The organism is Bacillus piscicola, from assembly GCF_022458745.1.
Taxonomy (GTDB): Bacteria; Bacillota; Bacilli; order Bacillales; family Marinococcaceae; genus Alteribacillus_A; species Alteribacillus_A piscicola.
Map to the genome: position 1 here is coordinate 863531 of NZ_JAJJJF010000001.1, position 18110 is coordinate 881640.

16 protein-coding genes are annotated in these 18110 nt (G+C 43.2%); 11 read left to right on the forward strand and 5 right to left on the reverse strand.

From position 1 onward, the window contains the following. Positions 1-13 precede the first annotated feature (13 nt). Positions 14-292, reverse strand: a complete 279-nt coding sequence (locus LOR49_RS04150; protein ID WP_240374845.1) for a hypothetical protein — start codon at positions 290-292, stop codon at positions 14-16. A gap of 147 nt (positions 293-439) precedes the next feature. On the opposite strand from LOR49_RS04150, the gene LOR49_RS04155 reads away from it, so the two are divergent. Continuing rightward, entirely contained in the window at positions 440-649 is a 210-nt protein-coding gene (locus LOR49_RS04155; RefSeq protein ID WP_240374846.1) for a YuzI family membrane protein, read from the forward strand. 80 nt (positions 650-729) lie between these two features. Beyond that, positions 730-1476: a DUF3603 family protein gene (locus LOR49_RS04160; protein ID WP_240374847.1), complete on the forward strand. Its 747-nt coding sequence runs from the start codon at positions 730-732 to the stop codon at positions 1474-1476. A 282-nt stretch (positions 1477-1758) separates the two neighbouring features. On the opposite strand, the gene trpS is transcribed toward LOR49_RS04160, so the two are convergent. Then, the gene (trpS, locus tag LOR49_RS04165; RefSeq protein WP_240374848.1) at positions 1759-2748 is read right to left on the reverse strand and encodes a tryptophan--tRNA ligase; all 990 of its coding nucleotides are present in this window, start codon (positions 2746-2748) and stop codon (positions 1759-1761) included. 156 nt (positions 2749-2904) lie between these two features. On the opposite strand from trpS, the gene LOR49_RS04170 reads away from it, so the two are divergent. Both LOR49_RS04170 and LOR49_RS04175 read left to right on the forward strand, forming a co-directional pair. After that, complete coding sequence (locus tag LOR49_RS04170; RefSeq protein WP_240374849.1) at positions 2905-4017, forward strand: MGDG synthase family glycosyltransferase; 1113 nt, start codon at positions 2905-2907, stop codon at positions 4015-4017. Then, a complete protein-coding gene (locus LOR49_RS04175) occupies positions 3993-4544 on the forward strand; it encodes a TlpA family protein disulfide reductase (RefSeq protein WP_240374850.1) in 552 nt (183 codons plus the stop codon). Before LOR49_RS04170 ends, LOR49_RS04175 begins: the two co-directional genes overlap by 25 nt. A gap of 5 nt (positions 4545-4549) precedes the next feature. Here the strand turns inward: LOR49_RS04175 and LOR49_RS04180 are convergent, their stop codons facing one another. Then, positions 4550-5533: a sodium:calcium antiporter gene (locus LOR49_RS04180; protein WP_240374851.1), complete on the reverse strand. Its 984-nt coding sequence runs from the start codon at positions 5531-5533 to the stop codon at positions 4550-4552. A gap of 357 nt (positions 5534-5890) precedes the next feature. Between LOR49_RS04180 and LOR49_RS04185 the strand changes: the two genes are divergently transcribed. The 3 genes from LOR49_RS04185 to LOR49_RS04195 all read left to right on the forward strand — a co-directional run bounded on the left by LOR49_RS04185 (position 5891) and on the right by LOR49_RS04195 (position 10379). Further along, complete coding sequence (locus LOR49_RS04185) at positions 5891-6922, forward strand: NADP-dependent oxidoreductase (protein ID WP_240374852.1); 1032 nt, start codon at positions 5891-5893, stop codon at positions 6920-6922. 123 nt (positions 6923-7045) lie between these two features. Further along, on the forward strand, positions 7046-8527 hold the full coding sequence (locus LOR49_RS04190; RefSeq protein ID WP_240374853.1) for an MDR family MFS transporter: 1482 nt from the start codon (positions 7046-7048) through the stop codon (positions 8525-8527). Between the two features lie 460 nt (positions 8528-8987). Next, the gene (locus tag LOR49_RS04195; RefSeq protein ID WP_240374854.1) at positions 8988-10379 is read left to right on the forward strand and encodes an MATE family efflux transporter; all 1392 of its coding nucleotides are present in this window, start codon (positions 8988-8990) and stop codon (positions 10377-10379) included. A gap of 104 nt (positions 10380-10483) precedes the next feature. On the opposite strand, the gene LOR49_RS04200 is transcribed toward LOR49_RS04195, so the two are convergent. Further along, complete coding sequence (locus LOR49_RS04200) at positions 10484-11770, reverse strand: purine/pyrimidine permease (RefSeq protein ID WP_240374855.1); 1287 nt, start codon at positions 11768-11770, stop codon at positions 10484-10486. Between the two features lie 98 nt (positions 11771-11868). Then, the gene (locus tag LOR49_RS04205) at positions 11869-13227 is read right to left on the reverse strand and encodes an MFS transporter (protein ID WP_240374856.1); all 1359 of its coding nucleotides are present in this window, start codon (positions 13225-13227) and stop codon (positions 11869-11871) included. Between the two features lie 139 nt (positions 13228-13366). On the opposite strand from LOR49_RS04205, the gene LOR49_RS04210 reads away from it, so the two are divergent. From LOR49_RS04210 to LOR49_RS04225, 4 genes are all read left to right on the forward strand, one after another. Continuing rightward, positions 13367-14044, forward strand: a complete 678-nt coding sequence (locus LOR49_RS04210; RefSeq protein WP_240374857.1) for a response regulator transcription factor — start codon at positions 13367-13369, stop codon at positions 14042-14044. Continuing rightward, positions 14041-15426: a sensor histidine kinase gene (locus LOR49_RS04215; protein WP_240374858.1), complete on the forward strand. Its 1386-nt coding sequence runs from the start codon at positions 14041-14043 to the stop codon at positions 15424-15426. Before LOR49_RS04210 ends, LOR49_RS04215 begins: the two co-directional genes overlap by 4 nt. Positions 15427-15505: 79 nt before the next feature. Continuing rightward, positions 15506-17710, forward strand: a complete 2205-nt coding sequence (locus LOR49_RS04220; protein WP_240374859.1) for an MMPL family transporter — start codon at positions 15506-15508, stop codon at positions 17708-17710. Between the two features lie 5 nt (positions 17711-17715). Continuing rightward, positions 17716-18105: a hypothetical protein gene (locus LOR49_RS04225; RefSeq protein ID WP_240374991.1), complete on the forward strand. Its 390-nt coding sequence runs from the start codon at positions 17716-17718 to the stop codon at positions 18103-18105. The last annotated feature ends 5 nt before the right edge of the window (positions 18106-18110 follow it).

The window sequence follows — 18110 nt, forward strand, 5'->3', positions numbered from 1 at the left end:
CCGGCTTTAGTGTTTACCCGTTTTTAATTTTCATGATATAGTGGTGAAATTCTTTTAAAGCAATTGTTAATATCATTTCTGTTGTGTTTTCTTTGGCATCTAAACCGACCTCGTCAAAATACTTCATAATATCTTCTATTTGGTCTTTTTGCTCTTTGTAAAGCCGCAGGTGGGTAAAATAAGTCTCATTTCCCAAATGGCGGGCTCGTTCATTCAAGCAGCTGACAAGAACGTCATATTCTTCGATTTTTTTATACAATTCATTTTGCAATCTTTCTCGATGTGTAGTCATCGCCACCACCTCGTGCATAATATAATGGTAAGAAATAAATGAAATAAACAGCCTATGTCGAATGATTTTAACAAGGATTTCCTAAAAGACAAAGGATTTTATTATTTTTAAGGCGAAGTACATTTTAATTTTAAGGGGCGAGTGCTGATGATCGCCAGGTTGATTGTTTGGACTGTCGGTTTTGGTTTGGCAGCGGGTGGGGGAGTAAGCTTACTTGCTTATTTGAACTATATACCAGCAGGCTTTTCAATACCGCAGTACGGAGCCTTTATACTAGAGCGTTTGGAGTTGTATGTTTTGGCAATTGGACTACTGCTTATTACCGGAAGTATATATTGGCCGGAAAAATATAGATAAAAATGAAGGGAGAGGAAGAATAAAACATTTTCTCTCTGACTATACTGTGGATACTACTGGATATCAAGGAGGGTGAGGACATGGCCCGGATCCGTGATGTATGGATTAACTGGTTCGAGGGTGAAGAAAACGGGTACAACGTATGTCCTTTTCATGAATGGACGTCAGATGACAGAATTGAAGTGTTGGACCAAGCGGAGATTATACAAGTAACCGAGCGTTTGTTTGATTATGTGGCAAACCGGATTGAAGATCTCCCAGATGAATTACTGGACCAAGTGTACCAAAAGAGCACATTGCGAAAGAACATGACGAGAGTGACGCTTGATTACTGTTTCATTATGTATGATGGAAACAGGGTGTTGGCTGTTGATACGCTAGGCTACAAAACTCCCATGAGAAAAAGCCGCCTCACGACGAAACAAGAACGACTGACAAAAGAAATTATGGATGAGGCGAATGAAAAAAGCCTGGATTTAAGTTTTGCACCGCCACCTAAAGAATATCACATTCTCTCTCCGCATCCTAAGTATATGTTAGGATTAACGAGAAAAGAACGCCAGCTGAAACAATTGTTGTTTATGGCACTTGATCAATTGTACACATCCGCACATACAGCAGAAATGCGTTATTGGTATACGGAATGGAATCCGGCTGGATATGAAGAAATTCAGCTGCATGAGAAAGAAGAAGTGTGGCAGCGGCTTTACGATGAAGTCAAACATGGTTGGACAGCACTTCATTATGAATTGTGTCAGAAAATGATTAAAGGCCAGCCTTTCTTTGAAAAAATTTGGAATATGCATCATGAAGAAGAAGTAAAATAAAACATATTTCTATGATTCCTGCAGACGCTATTCCTGTGTGCTTTACAATATGAAGTTTGTTTCATATAATAAAGGAAAGAAATGATGAGGCAGGTGTATACAGGTGCAGGATGGACTAGTTATAGTGTTTATGCAGATTTTAACAATTATTTTTGCAGTTGGTACGATTGGGATTAGTTTGCTGGTGGGTAAAATCTGGCGAAAGCAAAAAGGTTACTAAGACATATTACAACCTAAAAAGCAGGAACACGCAATGCTTGCGTTGTTCCTGCTTTTTTTGGTTTACCGTTTTTTTCGTCCAAGTCCGAGAGCCCGTTCTGCTTTTTTTAACATTTTAATCGCTGACTGGTTGGCACGATCTGCACCTTCGTCAAGGATGTCATCTAATTCAGCTGACTCTATCAATTCGTTATGGCGCTCCCGTACAGGGCGCAAAAGGTCAGCGACTGCTTCCCCGACGTCTTGTTTGAAATCTCCGTAGCCTTTTCCGTGATACTCCTTCTCAATAACCTGGAGACTTTTTCCTGTAGCCAGGGAGAAGATAGACATTAAATTCGACACTCCAGGTTTGTTCTCCCGATCAAAGCGAATCTCATTTTCGGAGTCAGTAACGGCGCTTTTAAGCTTTTTAATAATCGTATTATCATCATCCAGCATCGAAATGAACCCTTTTTGGTTTTCGTCTGACTTACTCATTTTTTTTAGAGGATTTTGGAGAGACATAATCCGGGCGCCGACTTTCGGAATTTGCACTTCAGGCACAGTGAAAATGTCGTTATATTTATAGTTAAACCGCTCTGCCAGATCACGGGTTAATTCAAGATGCTGCTTCTGATCCTCGCCAACAGGTACAATATCGGTACTGTACAGAAGGATATCAGCCGCCATCAATGGCGGATAGGTTAAAAGGGCAGCTGACACCGCTTCTTTGCCAGCTGACTTGTCTTTAAATTGAGTCATCCGCTCAAGTTCCCCTATATAGGCAGTACACTGCATGATCCAGCCGAGCTGTGCGTGAGCCGGTACTTCTGATTGGATAAACAACGTAGATTTCTGTGGGTCAATCCCGGCTGCTAAATATAAAGCAGCAAGGCTCCTTATATTATGACGCAACTTTAACTTATCTTGCGGGACAGTTACAGCATGCTGATCCACAATACAGAAAAAACATCGGTGGTCCTCCTGCAAACCTACAAAATGCTGAAGAGCTCCTAAGTAATTACCAAGGGTTAACGTTCCGCTGGGTTGAATGCCTGAAAAGACTGTTTTCATAAATACTTCATTCCTTTCCTCGTAATCGTATCTAGTGAATGTGTACTTCTATATGTATTCGAAAGCTGTAACAGTAAAAGAAACCAGTGCCCTGTTGCCATGCATGTTTCATATTAAACGCGCATAAGCTAGAACAAACGTATAAGGAGTACAAGCATGCATATTCATATTTTAACAGCTGCTTTTGGCAATGGCCATGACCGGGCGGCTCTCTTGCTGGAGCAAGCAGCAGTAGCTCAACAGGATACAGCGGTTATAACCAGACCATTAGATGATCATTTTCCCCCTCTCTTTCGGATAAGTAAGAAAGTGTACAAGCGGCTATTGTCATCTTTTCCAAATGCATGGCGTGTTATAGCAAATCAAAACGGATCTGGACATAACCCTCATCTTCACACATTGACACGACTTTTAGAGCCATCGCTAAAAGAAGCTTTCCGTGCTGATATCGTCTTATCTGTTCATCCGCTGTTGACCTATTTAGCGGGCGAAGTGAAAAGAAAGCAACGATATAATAATCCATTATACAGTATTTCTACAGATTATTGGACCTCGCCGCTCGCAAGCCATCCAACAGTTAACGGTTTGTTTGTTTCCAAGGTTGACAAGCTGTTAGAACGGGGGGCGCGTCCGTTTGTGTTTCCAGCGGGAATACCTGCTTCCATCGGAGATAACACCTATACCAAGAAAGAAATCTGTTTAAAAAATGGCTGGAATAGTAAGAAGCCACTTGTTCTCATCTGCGGGGGAGGAGAGGGAATTTTCCCGTACAAAGATGCGTTGGGAGCAGTAGAGCAGTTGTCTGTCTCTTGCACGGTAGTTATCCTGAGTGGCAGAAGAATTTGGAGTCTCAACCATTTTTCCACCCAGCATGATTTATTTGTGCAGCCGTTTACCGATCAATTTCATGATTATTTAATGGCAGCTGATCTTATCATAAGTAAGGCTGGCGGAATGACAATGGCCGAAGCAGCTTTGACGCAAGTACCGGTCATTATTTATGCCCCGCTGCCTGGACAAGAAGAGAAGAATGCGCACTGTCTTCATAAGCATAAGGCAGCATACTGGGCAAAAACTCCAGAAGAGGTCAGACAGAAAGCGGAAAATCTACTGATCAGTCCGTTTACAGCCGCCCGTTACAAAAGAAGACTTCGTCACATCCAACAGAAAAAGAGCGCGGACACCATTGTTACGATGTCTAAATCTTTACCTTACGTACAAGATAGAGAGGGGGATTTCTACTCGTGCACTATATTCGAAAAAGGATAACTTTCCTTGGCTTATGTGTTCTTATCTTGGTGACGGGCATGTATTATCAAGCCTCACAAACAGAACCATCATCCCGAAGCGTACCTGCTGCAGCGGAAATGTCAACGGAAGACCAAGCAACAACACTTGAACTACCCGGTTTGGATGGAGACAGATATTCCTTACAGTCTTTTTTGGATAAACCGCTTTTGCTGACATTTTTTACGACATGGTGCAGTGTGTGCCAGGAGGAGCTTCCTGAGCTTTCTGACATGTATGAAGCAAACGAAGGAGCATGGAATGCGGTGGCCGTTAATGCTTCCACTCAAGAACATAATAAAGATGCGGTCAGGAAATTCGTGCAAGAAAGTGAAATTGCGATGCCGGTATTAGTAGACATCGGTGGGGAAGGGCTTGACACCTTTCAAGTAAATGCCGTGCCTTTGTCCTTTCTTATCGATAAAGACGGGAGGATCCGGAAAAAGTTTTACGGACCTGTGTCGGCGGAACAACTAAAAAAGGAGCTGGCAAAGATAGCCGGCTCCTAGGAAGATTAAGCATTGTAAATAAGAAAAGAAGAAATAAAATAGACAACCACTAAGAGGAGAGAGGGCCAGGAGTACAAACGAAAAGTTTGCCTCCGCCCTCGCAATACAGAAAATAAAACAATGGCACCTAACAGACAGACAGCACTTGCGGTAATTTGATGAACGGAACTCGCGTTTGCAATAATCGGTCCGGAAATATAAGCGAGGTCACTCACGGCGAGCAGAATCATATTAAACAGGTTACTCCCAAGTATGGAGCCAAGCGCCAAGTTATGGTTATGGAGCTGAAGGGCAACAAGCACGGCAATCGCTTCTGGAAGGGACGTGGAAGCCGCGATAAGAAAGCTTCCGACAAAGCTGGAACCAAGCCCCGTTTGTACAGCAATTTGATCGCCAGTGATCGTCAACACAGAACCCGCCCCTAATGTGACAAGTGCTGCGACAATAAAGCCTATTGTTGCGTGGCGAAGTGAGATCGCATAGGCAGGACTTGTTTCATCCGCCTCTGTTTCTTGGGACAAACTGTCACCGCTTTTTTTGTTAATCAATACCATACCTATGACATAAACAAATAGTAGAAGAAGACTGTCCACACCGATGCCCATAACGGAAAGATTCGTTTTAATAACGAGAGAAAATAAGACCATCACGGATAAAAAGATCCCCAAGGATGCTGTATACACATGAGAAAAGGTGGTTTGTGAAAATAATTTTTCTTTTCGGTACGCAAGATCAAATGAAGCGATAATAAGTAAATTAAACATATTACTGCCGAGCACATTCCCAACGGCGATATCTGGATTATCAAGGAAGACCGCCGTAAGACTCGTCGTCACTTCTGGAAGCGACGTAGCACCTGCGAGCAATACCGTACCGACCATCATACCTCCCCAATTCGTTTTTTCACTGATGACATCCGCAAAAGTAGACAGTTTTACAGCTGCCAGAACCGTGATCACCGCTGCAATCGTAAATAAAACAAAGACCATATTGTGTTCTCCCCTCTTTTTTCTGTGGCTAAGCCTTTTACATATCACGACTACACAAAAAAGACCTTTTTATGAGAATGCTGCTGAAAAAATAGCAGTGCTCTCATAAAAAGGTCTTGCGTGCTTTGGATAACAAAGCTAAACGAACCGAGTGCCGAGGCACTGTCATGACGACTCGTTTATCCTATTGGACGCTACTCCCCTTTTTAGTACAATAGAAATGTACCATTTGTCTGGCAGTCTGTCAATTAAAAATGATAGAACAAGCGAAAAGAATAGGTTGCAGTTGTTTATTTCGGTAGATGAAGTGGGAATAAATATAAAGAAACTATCCCAAAATAATGGAGGAAAAGTCTAATGGAACAAAACGAACAAATTGTGTTAGCAGAGCGTCCGCAGGGTTTACCATCAATAGAGACGTTTCAATTTAAAAAGATACCACTCCCGGATATTCAGGAGAAGGAAGTACTGGTCCGCACGCTTTATGTATCAGTTGATCCGTATATGAGGGGAAGGATGCAGGATCAGAAATCGTATGTACCGCCGTTCCCGCTTGGTGAAGTGATAAATGGAGGGGTTATCGGAGAGGTAGTGGGATCACGATCCGATTTCTTTACGAAAGGGGATATCGTAACAGGATCGCTCGATTGGCAAAAGTTCTCAGCAGTAAGGGAAGACAACATTCGAAAAATTGATCCAGAGGTGGCACCGATAAGCACGCATCTCGGGATACTCGGTATGCCGGGTTTGACTGCTTACTTCGGATTACTTGATATCGGGGCTCCTCAAAAAGGCGAGACAGTGGTTGTATCCGGAGCAGCTGGTGCAGTCGGTTCCACAGTAGGACAAATTGCGAAAATAAAAGGAGCCCGTGTTGTTGGAATCGCCGGGACGGACGAGAAAACGAGTTGGTTAAAAACAGAACTCGAATTTGATGAAGCATTGAACTATAATAAAGAAGATGATTTGCAACGGGCACTTGCTTCTACTTGTCCGGAAGGTGTTGATGTCTACTTTGATAATGTTGGCGGTCCGATATCGGACGCTGTACTCAGCCAATTGAATGCATTCGCACGTGTGCCAGTTTGTGGAGCAATTTCCTCTTATAATAAAACAGAAGCGGATCTTGGTCCGCGCATACAACCACAACTGATAAAGACGCGCGCGCTCATAAAAGGATTTATCGTAGGTGATTACCAGGAGCAATTCGGCGAGGCTTCCGCCGAATTAGGAAAGTGGCTGCAATCAGGTAAGTTGACGTATAAAGAAAATATCGTAGAAGGATTTGAGAAAATACCATCTGCTTTTCTCGGCCTGTTTAAAGGGGAAAACGTTGGGAAACAGATCGTAAAAGTAGGAGAACCTCAACAAAAAGATTTAAATAGCTAGGCTTGCAAGGAGAAAGGGCGCATCCACTGCGCCCTTTCTCCTTGGATACTGCGGTAAGGAGATGGCTGTTTTCAATGTCTTCTATGCAGATGGTTTCAGCTCATAAAAGGGGTAATAAAAGCGATGACGGATCATAGCAACAAAACGTATGAATATTTGGCAGACAATCCTAAGGTGAAGGTAATGCCGATCATGCTTTCTTTAATGATTGGCGCTTTTTTTGCGATATTAAATGAAACGCTATTAAATATTGCACTGACAACATTGATGAAAGAATTTGGTGTTACGGTAACGACCGTGCAGTGGATGGCGACAGGCTTTATGCTCGTAATGGGCGTTATCATTCCGGCTTCTGCTGTTTTAATGCAGTGGTTCACGACACGGCAGCTATTTTTAAGCACGATGCTTGTCTTTACAATTGGAACGTCAATCTGTGCAGCTGCTCCCACTTTTCCTATCCTGCTTGTAGGAAGACTTATCCAGGCGATGGGAACCGGCTTGTTAATCCCGATTATTTTTAATGTGTTTTTACTTATTTTCCCACCAGAACGGCGTGGGAAAGTAATGGGTTTGGTTGGTTTAGTGATTATGTTTGCGCCGGCGATCGGTCCGACTCTATCGGGTATTATCGTCGAACATTTGGGGTGGCGCTTTTTATTTATTACCGTATTGCCTTTCGCACTGTTTTCAATTGCATTTGCTTATAAATTTTTAATCAACGTATCCGATGTGACGAAGCCGAAAATAGATGTATTATCACTTTTGTTATCAACGATTGGTTTTGGAAGTATTGTCTTCGGTTTTAGTTCTGTCGGCGAAAGTGACAGTGGATTCCTAGACCCGGTCGTACTTATTTCAATTGGAATAGGAGCTGCCGCACTTATATTTTTTTCGTTCCGGCAATGGCGACTTGAAGAGCCCCTTCTTGATCTCCGTGTTTTCACTTTTCCGATGTACACGCATGGGGTTATTCTGTTTCTTATTATTTTAATGGCCATGTTCTCTTCTGAAATCATCTTGCCGCTTTATATGCAGGGACCGCTCGCTTTAACGGCATCTGCGGCAGGTCTGTTATTATTACCGGGAAGCTTATTAAATGGGCTCATGTCACCGGTGATGGGTCATTTATTTGATAAATTTGGTCCACGTTTGCTACTCATTCCTGCCTCGGTCATATTAGCAGGCACGATGTTAATATTGAGTCGTGTAGATTTGGAGACTCATCTTTGGGTGATTGTTGTCAGCTATATGTTATTAATGCTGTCCGTGTCTGCTATAATGATGCCAGCGGAGACAAATGGATTGAACCAGCTTCCCAAACGATTATATCCACACGGCACCGCTGTGATGACAACACTGCAACCTGTTGCAGGAGCAATTGGAGTCTCGGTGTTTGTCAGTATTATGAATGCCCGGCAGAAGCATTTTTTAGAACATGCAAAAACCCCTGCCGACCCGATTGTCGTACAGGAATCATTAGTTGCAGGGGTTGAACTTGTATACTTTATTGCCTTTGCGATGGCGGTTGCCGCCTTTGCACTCTCACTATTTGTGTACCGAGCAGTGCCAAGGGAAGAAACCGATGCAAAAGCGCGTGATTTGTAGAGAAAAAGAATGAAAGTTTCTGCTGGAGATGAAGGAGGCCGCTGAAGGGAGCGGCCGTTTTTTTCTAAGCAGATTGCTGTCCCTCAGCAAGACAGGGTATAGCGACATGAATTCAGAGAACCAGCGATATAGAGGTGTTATAGCGAGACGATAGTGTCGTGAAAACGTGGTCTAGTAAAAATAATCACGTCATAGCAACCGTATGAAGTCGTTAAATGCGAAGACGGTTGAAATAACGGCGTCTTAGAGACAGTATGAAGCTATAAAAACGAGGAAACACCTTAATAACGACACCATAGGAACGGTATAAAGTCATGAAATCAGGAAATCACTTACATAGCAACACCATAGTAGACGTATAACGTCTCCAAATGAAGGGATCACTGAAATAGATACGTCATAACGGTGGTATGATGGTATCATTAATAACAGATTGGATATCTATGTGGGGGAAGACAACATGTTTCATGCGGATACGTGGAAAGAAAGAATACGTTTGTTTTTAGTTGTGATGGGGCCCATTCTCGTCACACAGGTTGGTTTTTTTGCGATGAGCTTAATTGACACCATGATGTCTGGACGTGCAGGAGTTGACGATTTAGCTGGAGTTGCTGTCGGATCCAGTTTATGGATGCCTGTATTTCTAGGGTTTAACGGGATTTTGCTGGCGGTCACACCGATTGTCGCTCAGCTTATGGGAAGCGGCCGTAAGGAAGAGATAGCAGAATCGGTAACGCAGGCGTTTTATTTAGCGATCCTGCTCGCTGGATTTGTCCTTCTCGCCGGCGGCTTCGCTTTAGAACCGGTACTCGGGCTCATGGATTTGGAGGCGGGTGTTCACCATATTGCCAAGCATTATTTAATTGGGTTGTCCATCGGTGTTATTCCGTTATTTATCGCTCATGTGCTTCGGTATTTTTTTGATTCTCAAGGTTACCCGCGGATCACGATGGTTATTACGTTGCTCGCACTCCCGGTTAATTTTCTTCTAAACCTTTTTTTGATTTTTGGGTATGCGGGTTTTCCTGAACTCGGAGGTATTGGTGCCGGCTATGCCACCGCGCTTACATACTGGCTGTTGGCAGGTATTAGTGTATGGATGACATTTACAAATGAAATCATGCGCCGGTATCGTCTGTTTGTACGATGGTTCAAACCTTCTGTAAAAGCATGGAAAATGCAGCTTGCGATCGGAATCCCCATTGGTTTGTCCCTTTTTTTTGAAGTAAGCATTTTTTCAGTGGTAACCATTTTGGTGGCCTCGATGTTTGATAAGATTACACTTGCAGCCCATCAGGCAGCACTGAACTTTACCTCAATGATTTTTATGGTACCGTTAAGCATTTCGATGGCCCTAACCATTGTGGTCGCTTATTCGGTAGGTGGGAAGCGTTATGACAACGCACAGAAGTATACAGTGTTCGGTACGCTGTCGGCAATCTGTATTTTGTTTGTTTGCTCGTTTTTTCTTTACTTTTTCCGTCTCACCATTGCCTCTTTTTACAGCGCTGATCCCGCGGTCCTTGTAATGACAGGACAGTTTATCGTGTTTGCGATTTTTTATCAGTTCTCAGACGCAGTACAGGCTTCCCTTCAGGGGGTGTTGCGCGGTTATAAAGACGTCACCCTTCCATTTGTAATAGCGCTTATCTCGTACTGGGGTATCGGCTTTCCGACTGGTTATCTGCTCGCAGCATTTACGAGTTTGGAAGCGTATGGATTCTGGGTTGGAATTACAGCGGGACTCACTGCGGCGGCCTGTGGCTTTTTTTTCCGTCTGGTCATCGTCCGGAAAAAGCAAGAAAAAGTGGCTTCTCATGAGAAAGAAGCTGGAACTCCGCAAACGGAATAGATTCCAGCTTCTATTTAAAAATGACTGCAGGGTGAGCCTGGTACGTATACCGATAATGTGTATATATTTAAAACGCAATATCAGAGTTACCATATGATGTAAAACTATTTTTTCCTTTTTTCCAAATAGATGAAAATCTGTTCAAGAACAATACAAGTGACGGTTCCAAGGATAAGACCATTATTTGCAATCGACATCACGACACCTGGTAAGTGCGTTAATGCTTCACCGGGAACGAATAAACTGCCGATCCCGATCATTAGCGCAAGAGAAATTATAAATAATTCGTTTTCAGTCATTTTCAAAGAATGGTATTCTTTCACCCCAAGTGATGAGAGACTCGCAATGGTGATGAAAATGACGGCGTATCCAACCGGAGGCGGAATACTTGCAACAAATGATGTGAAAATAGGGAAAAAGCTGATTGAAACGACGATTACATTCCCAATAATAAACGGCAGTTTTTCGACTGTTTTGGTCGTCATGAGAAAGCCGGCCGTTGAAGAGAGCGGTACAGAACCAACAGCGGCAAATAATCCGCTCAGCCACTGGTTAATACCTGTGATGATGCTAGAGTGATTATAATTGGCAGCTTTCTTGTAGGCGTTCTGCTGTTTCATGACATTTTCCATCACTTTAATGCTCGCAATCATGTTCGTGAGCAGTAACAGTGCTGTCATCACTGCGGTGATTGTCATTCCACTTGAAAACTCAGGAATGCCAAATGCGAGAAATTCCGGCAGTGTCACCCATCCCTCAGTTGCTGTCATTGGTCTTGTTAATCCAAGTAGATAAAAGAGCAGCCAACCGACAACCAAGCTGATTAGAATGGAGTAGCTTTTAACAAACGCTATCCGGGATTTTGACAGTAAAATGGCGAAAATTAAAATGCCGATTGCAGGCAAGGCAACTTTCGGATCCACTCCCTCGGTAAAGTAATTAATCCCGAGTATTCCTTTAATAAACGAGCCGCTGAGCTGTGCGACGAGCAAGATTAAATATGTACCGGTAACAAGTGGTGTGAACAATTTTTTGATTGCGTCGATCCAGCGAAACAGACCGGCGATCAGAAATAATGTACCGCTAATAAGCATGCCTGCCTCTAATTGACGGAGAGCGCTTTCACCGGACAGCCCCCCGGAGGAAACAAGGCCGGCATAGACGATAAAAATACCCCACCATAAGCCAGCGGGCCCTTCCATAATCGGCAGCCGGTGTCCAAATAAAACTTGCAGCAGACCGGCGATGCCGAGTACAAAAAGGGTCCGCTGAAGAAAAGCAGCGATCTCCGGGGTAGACATGCCAAATGCTTCCCCAATGACTATCGGGACTACGATAGTCCCCGCTAAAATAAAGGCGACCCATTGCAAGGAAGACAGCCATAATCTCACATGAACCCCCTCCTTTTTTACTACAACTCTTTTAGTTTATCATACGATTTTTCTAAAGCGTATACATTTTTTTCACTATTTCAAAATAACCCCCCTATTCACTTAGATGGAGCTTTTGCCTGGTGAGGGGCGGGGAGCCGTAGAGCCAGCAGGACAACCACTACCGCAAAAACCGTGCAAATAATAGCAACAAGGTGGAGATGTTCGGTATCAAGGTTCTCACTGAACGTCACGCCGAGTAAACTTGAAGAAAGAATAGATCCGAGGTACCGGCTCGTTTGAAAGAGTCCTGAAGCAGAACCGGTATCCTTCTCGTCAATGTTCTCATATAGGGCAGTCTGGGCAGAAATGTTGTTGAAGCCACTACTAAACCCAAGAATAATCATAATCACAATCAGCCATAACAGTGGTGACCCTTCATGGTAGCTGAGAAGTAACGCAGTGCCGGCAAGGAGCATCACAGCACCGATTACAAGCGGAAGTTTTGAGCCGCGTTTATCAATAAGCCGACCGGCAATTGGAGCCGTAATGATGCTTGAGCCAGCCAATGCAAGCATGATGAGCCCCGTATGTTTGGCATCGTAGGCAAGTACTTGCTGTAAAAAAGTCGGGAAACCGAAAAAATAACAATAATAAATTAAATTGATTGTGATAAATTGTCCATATACAAGAGTGACATTATGATTCTTTTTTAGAGAGGCAACGTCAATGAACGGTTCATCCCGTTTGCTTTCGTATACATAGAAGATAACACCGGCCCCTGCGAAGACGATAAATGAGAGCCAGTTTATTGTGCTCTCCAAAGAGAGAAGGAACAGAATCAACCCGACGATAGCGGTAATAAAGAGAACAATTCCTAAAAAATCAATCCGTTTCAACTCCAGCTTGCCTTTACCCTTGTTTGGCAGAACCAAAAAGGCGAGTGTAAAAGAAACTACAATAAAGGGAAAGTTGATAATGAAAATGGATGGCCAGTCCCAGGAGGCAATCAAAAAGCCGCCAATGGAAGGCCCGAAAGCTGCTGAAGTGGTCGCAAAAATAGAGAGGACCGATAGAGCTTTAGCTTGTCCTTCCGTAATATTTGTCCGAACCATTGACATTCCACTCGGGAATAACGTAGAACTGCCAATCGCTTGAAGGGCACGACACCCGAGTAAAGAAAGAAAATTGGGCGAGAATGGAGCTAATAAAGAAGCTCCTGCAACAATAATAAGACCGCTAATAAAAAGTCTTTTCGGACCAAACATGTCACTTAGTTTTCCCATCACCGGCTGTCCGGCAGCGCTTGCCAAGTAGAAAATAGAAATCAGCCACGTGGCATCGGCAAACGACAAAGCAAACTCATGCTGAATTCTCGTTAACGCAACGGAAATCATGGAAGAGTTTAAAGGGTTAAGCAAGGTACCAAGCCCGATTGTTATCACAAGTACCCACGGATTTTTCAAGATGTTTGCCATAAGTTTCACCTGTTTTTCAAAAGATAAGTTAATAACCTCTATCATAGGCAAATAACAGCTATTTAAAAAGTAATCTGCTTTTTTAAAGAAGGCAAATAACAGGCTTTTTGATACTATGAACACATGAAGGGGGATTCCTGTGCAAACGATTCTAGTAGTCGATGATGATCAGAATGTTCGGGAGTTAGTAACTGTTTTCTTTGCAGAAGAAGGCTATACTGTTTTAGAAGCAGCCGATGGCATGGAAGCACTGGAGTGTTTAGCGGAACATTCCTGTGATGTGGCAATTGTAGACATTATGATGCCAGTCGTGGACGGTTATGAGTTAACAGAAGACATCCGCCGCACCTATGATATTCCTGTTATTTTATTAACCGCCAAGAACCAACTTGCAGATAAAGAGAAGGGGTATCGGGTGGGGACAGATGACTATCTTGTGAAGCCGTTTGAGCCGAAAGAATTGCTGTTTCGTGTGGAGGCATTGCTGCGTCGCTATCAGAAAAATGAAGATGCCATCATCCGTCTTGGACCGGCTGTCATCAATAGAGAGATGTATGAAGTGAAAATCGGCAGTCAGGCAATGCTCTTACCTTTAAAAGAATTCGAGCTGTTATTTTTACTCGCCTCCCACCCAAGACAAGTGTTTTCCCGTGAGCATTTAATCGAAAAGGTGTGGGGAATGGACTATGAGGGTGACGAGCGAACCGTCGATGTCCATGTTAAAAGGTTGCGTGAGCGTTTTGCTAAGCTGACAGATGCTTTTCAGATAAAAACAATACGCGGAGTCGGCTACGCCTTAGAGGTGGATTCGGAATGAAGTCGTTGTATGTAAAGTTCACATTGACGACTATCTCCATAATGTTAGCAAGTGGTGTTATGGCCTTCCTCATTTCGAATACATATTATCAACAAGTATTAAAAAACGAAAATGACGAAAAAAACACTAAAATTGCTCAAGAAATAGCGACGTACGCAGGAAATACGAAGGATTTGGAACTCCATACTTATTTCGAGCACATCGCTTCTGTCGGGTATCACGTTTATGTCACGAACGAAAGCCTTGAAGGAGCTTATTACGGGGATCCTTTTCGGAAAGAGGAGCTCTCGCAGGATACTGTTCAGAATGTATTAAACGGCAATATTTATCATGGAATGGCAGAGTTTCCTCAAGAAACGTTTGTGACCGGCTTCTTTGCAAATGAATTAACGAATACAATTGGCGTTCCTTTTAAATACAAGGACAGACAATATGCTCTCTTTATTCGTCCAAACATTAAATTACTCTTTAATGAAATGCATTACTTGTTTGCCTGGTTACTCGGGATCACGATCTTCTTAAGTATCGTATTTGTCCTCGCAGGAGCAAAGTTCTTGATTCAGCCGATTACGAGGTTGACAAAAGCAACGCAAGCATTATCCACAGGAAATTTTGATATTGTCTTAGACATTGATAGAAAAGACGAGATTGGAAAGTTATCGATCAGCTTCAATAGGATGGCCGAAAAATTGGGTCAGTTGGACGAGATGAAAAATGATTTCATTTCAAGTGTTTCCCATGATATCCAATCCCCGCTCTCAAACATCAATGGCTATGCAAGCCTTTTGGAAAAAGAGACCTTGTCCAAGCAACAACGAGCGCAATACTTAGCAGTCATCCGGGATGAAACGAAACGGCTTTCCGATATGACCGAACAGCTGCTATTAAGCACGTCGCTGCAACACCCGGAGGATATCATGCACATTCAAACCGTTTACTTAAGCGTCCAATTAAAAGAAGTGATACGCATGCATCAATGGGCGAGTCAAGAAAAAGGGATCATGATCCACTATTCTCTGCCGGAAACGACAGTAGTGGGAGACGCTTCCCTTCTGTACACCGTCTGGGAAAATTTGCTGACCAATGCGTTAAAATACAATAAACAAAATGGCACCATATACGTAGCGATTGAAGATGGAGTGGATGCTGTTTCAGTAATATTTCAAGACGAAGGGATCGGTTTAGAACAGGAAGAAGCAGCTCACATTTTTGAACGTTTTTACCGGGCAGATACAGTTCGCTCACGCGGTGTGGAAGGCACCGGTCTTGGCCTTGCGATCGCCCATACGATTGTGAAACTCCACGATGGTAAAATAGAGGTGAAAACAGCGAAAGGCAAGGGTTCTACATTTGAGGTGGTACTGCCGAAGAAAAAAGCGTAAAGGACGGTCTTATTCATACTCCGTTCATATTCGAGCTGTAAGATACAAAACAGCAGAATAGAGAATAGGAGTGATGCTTATGTTACGCTCGTTACGAAAAGTCGTAAAATATTCAGGCAGTTCGAAAGGTGCAAAAATAATCGTGGCAGTGTGGCTCGTGCTGGCAGCGGTCATGACGCTCATCGCCCCAGGATCATCTGATTATTCTTCAAGCAGCACGGAAGGCAGTATAAATGAAGATACACCTTCCGAAATTGCCAGCCAAAAGGAGGAACAATATTTCCCTTCTGACAAAGGGCTCACGGGTCTGCTTGTTTTTCACAAAGAAGGCGGATTGTCTAAAAAGGATCGTCGGCAAATCACGAATTTTTCTGAGTGGGTCCATTCTTCCAAGAGACCAGAGCATATTGAGAGTGCGCTCCCTTATCATACTTTTCCTTCCAACATTCAAGAGAAGATGTACTCTGATGACAGAACGACACTTTTATTTAATTTTGCTCTCGAGAAAGATTTAGACTCAGATGCTGCCCATGAGACATTAGCAAAAATGGAAGAAGAAATCGCGAAGCTCGACCTTCCTGATACCCAGACAGAAATTACTGGTCCTGCAGGGATATCATCAGATACAATTGAAATTTTTCAGAATGCTGATTTCATTCTTATGGCTGCTACGGTTCTGCTGATATTCGTTTTACTGATCATCATTTACCGTTCTCCCCTGCTGGCAATTGTTCCGCTTGTTATTGCCGGTATTGTTTATCAAGTTGTTGACCGAGTTTTGGGACTTGCCGGGAAAAACGGGTGGTTTTCTGTAGACGGGCAAGCCGTATCTATTATGACGGTACTTTTATTTGCCATTTTAACAGACTACAGTTTATTTATTTTTTCACGTTACCGGGAAGAGTTGAAACGACACACGTCCAAGTATGATGCGATGAAAGAAGCGATTTTTCACGTATCAGAACCAATCTTCTTTAGCGGTGGTACGATTCTTTTAGCGATGTTGACATTGTTTACAGCGGTTTTCAAGCCTTACCATCATTTCGCGCCTGTTTTTTCAACGGCGATTGTCATTATTTTTCTGGCAGGATTGACTTTGATTCCAAGCTTCTTTGCTTTGATGGGAAGACGGACTTTTTGGCCGTCGGTACCAAAAGAAAACACGGAAGAAAAATCAAAAAAGGGATTTTGGGAAAAAGCAGCCCTTGGTGTCAGCCGGCGACCGCGTGTCATAGCGATTGTTTTGTTGTTATTCCTAATCATTGGTATGATTAACGTTCCTTCGATTGCATATTCCTTCAATTTAATGAAGTCATTTCCTGAAGATATGTCATCGCGCGCAGGGTTTGAACTGTTAGAAGAAAACTATCCACCAGGGCAGCTAGCGCCGGTTCACGTTATTCTGGAAAGTGATTCTAAAAGGGTAATCGATCAAGAAGCACTTGCACACATTAAGTCCCTGCAAGAAATGTTGGCAGCAAATGAAGACATCAATTCTGTCAGCCCACGTGTTACTTCTGAAATGGTCGAGGGAAAAGCTGACCTTATGGAGAACTTCTTATCGGAAAAAAAGAACGCGGTGAAGATGCAATTGATCTTGGACCATCACCCTTATGATGCGAAGTCAATCAATGCAATAGAGACACTACGGGAGGAGGAGAATTCCCTTCTTCGGGAAAGCGGCTTGCCGCCAGATCAGTATCAACTGCATCTTGCAGGACAGACGGCTGATCAATTGGACATACGGTCGCTGAACGTCCGTGATATGGTGGTAGTCTTTTCGATTGTAACGGCTCTGTTATGCATTATGTTGAGTTTGCAGACCAAGTCATTTAAGATGGCAGCACTCATGATGGGAACCATTTTGTTGTCTTATACCGCTGTTCTCGGTTTTAGCTGGATGATTTTTCATTATATAATAGGATTGGAGTCTGTCAGTTACCGCTTGCCGTTATATACATTTGTCTTTATGGTAGCATTGGGAGTGGATTATAACATTATGCTTGTTGCCCGTATCCGGGAAGAAGCTGAAAAGATCCCATGGAAAGAGGCTGTCATCCGTGGACTTGGTTTGACAGGCGGTGTTATTTCGTCAGCAGGAGTGATACTGGCTGCTACTTTTTCTGTATTAATTACGCAGCCTCTCCAGGAGTTGTACTTATTCGGCGTTGTGATGGCTCTTGGAATATTGATGGACACGTTCCTCATAAGGGGAATGTTGATGCCGGCCCTTTTAATAGTCATTCATAAGGATAAAGAAGATGAAATAGTTGAGGAGAGATAAATATGATGAACAATTACAGTAAAGTGTTACTTCGGTTTTCTGCTATTTTTGCATTAATCGGGGCGTTTGTCGGATCACACATGGCAGGGGCGGGTTCGTATGCGTTTCGGCCTGTCCATGCTCACATTCTTGTTGTCGGCTGGCTCAGTTTATTTGCTTGGGCAATGTATTATAAAGTTTTTTACCGTGAGAAGAGCGTACTCGCAACCTTACAAGTTTGGACAGCGATTATCGGTTCGATTGGATTAACAGCCGGAATGTGGCTGCAGAACTTACAGCCGTTCGGTCTGCCTGAGCTGTTTAATCTCTTGTTTTATATCATTGGCGGCTCTGTCCTGCTGCTAAGTTTTGTATTCTTTTTGATTCTCACTTTTGTACAGAAGGATACACCGTAAGTAAC

Excerpts from the sequence above, each read along its gene's own strand:
- LOR49_RS04215 (WP_240374858.1), top strand. The coding sequence starts at position 14,041 with ATGAAGTCGTTGTATGTAAAGTTCACATTGACGACTATCTCCATAATG.
- LOR49_RS04160 (WP_240374847.1), top strand. The coding sequence starts at position 730 with ATGGCCCGGATCCGTGATGTATGGATTAACTGGTTCGAGGGTGAAGAA.
- LOR49_RS04220 (WP_240374859.1), top strand. The coding sequence starts at position 15,506 with ATGTTACGCTCGTTACGAAAAGTCGTAAAATATTCAGGCAGTTCGAAA.
- LOR49_RS04190 (WP_240374853.1), top strand. The coding sequence starts at position 7,046 with ATGACGGATCATAGCAACAAAACGTATGAATATTTGGCAGACAATCCT.
- LOR49_RS04150 (WP_240374845.1), bottom strand. The coding sequence starts at position 292 with ATGACTACACATCGAGAAAGATTGCAAAATGAATTGTATAAAAAAATC.
- LOR49_RS04155 (WP_240374846.1), top strand. The coding sequence starts at position 440 with ATGATCGCCAGGTTGATTGTTTGGACTGTCGGTTTTGGTTTGGCAGCG.
- LOR49_RS04225 (WP_240374991.1), top strand. The coding sequence starts at position 17,716 with ATGAACAATTACAGTAAAGTGTTACTTCGGTTTTCTGCTATTTTTGCA.
- LOR49_RS04205 (WP_240374856.1), bottom strand. The coding sequence starts at position 13,227 with ATGGCAAACATCTTGAAAAATCCGTGGGTACTTGTGATAACAATCGGG.
- LOR49_RS04195 (WP_240374854.1), top strand. The coding sequence starts at position 8,988 with ATGTTTCATGCGGATACGTGGAAAGAAAGAATACGTTTGTTTTTAGTT.
- LOR49_RS04180 (WP_240374851.1), bottom strand. The coding sequence starts at position 5,533 with ATGGTCTTTGTTTTATTTACGATTGCAGCGGTGATCACGGTTCTGGCA.
- LOR49_RS04185 (WP_240374852.1), top strand. The coding sequence starts at position 5,891 with ATGGAACAAAACGAACAAATTGTGTTAGCAGAGCGTCCGCAGGGTTTA.
- trpS (WP_240374848.1), bottom strand. The coding sequence starts at position 2,748 with ATGAAAACAGTCTTTTCAGGCATTCAACCCAGCGGAACGTTAACCCTT.
- LOR49_RS04170 (WP_240374849.1), top strand. The coding sequence starts at position 2,905 with ATGCATATTCATATTTTAACAGCTGCTTTTGGCAATGGCCATGACCGG.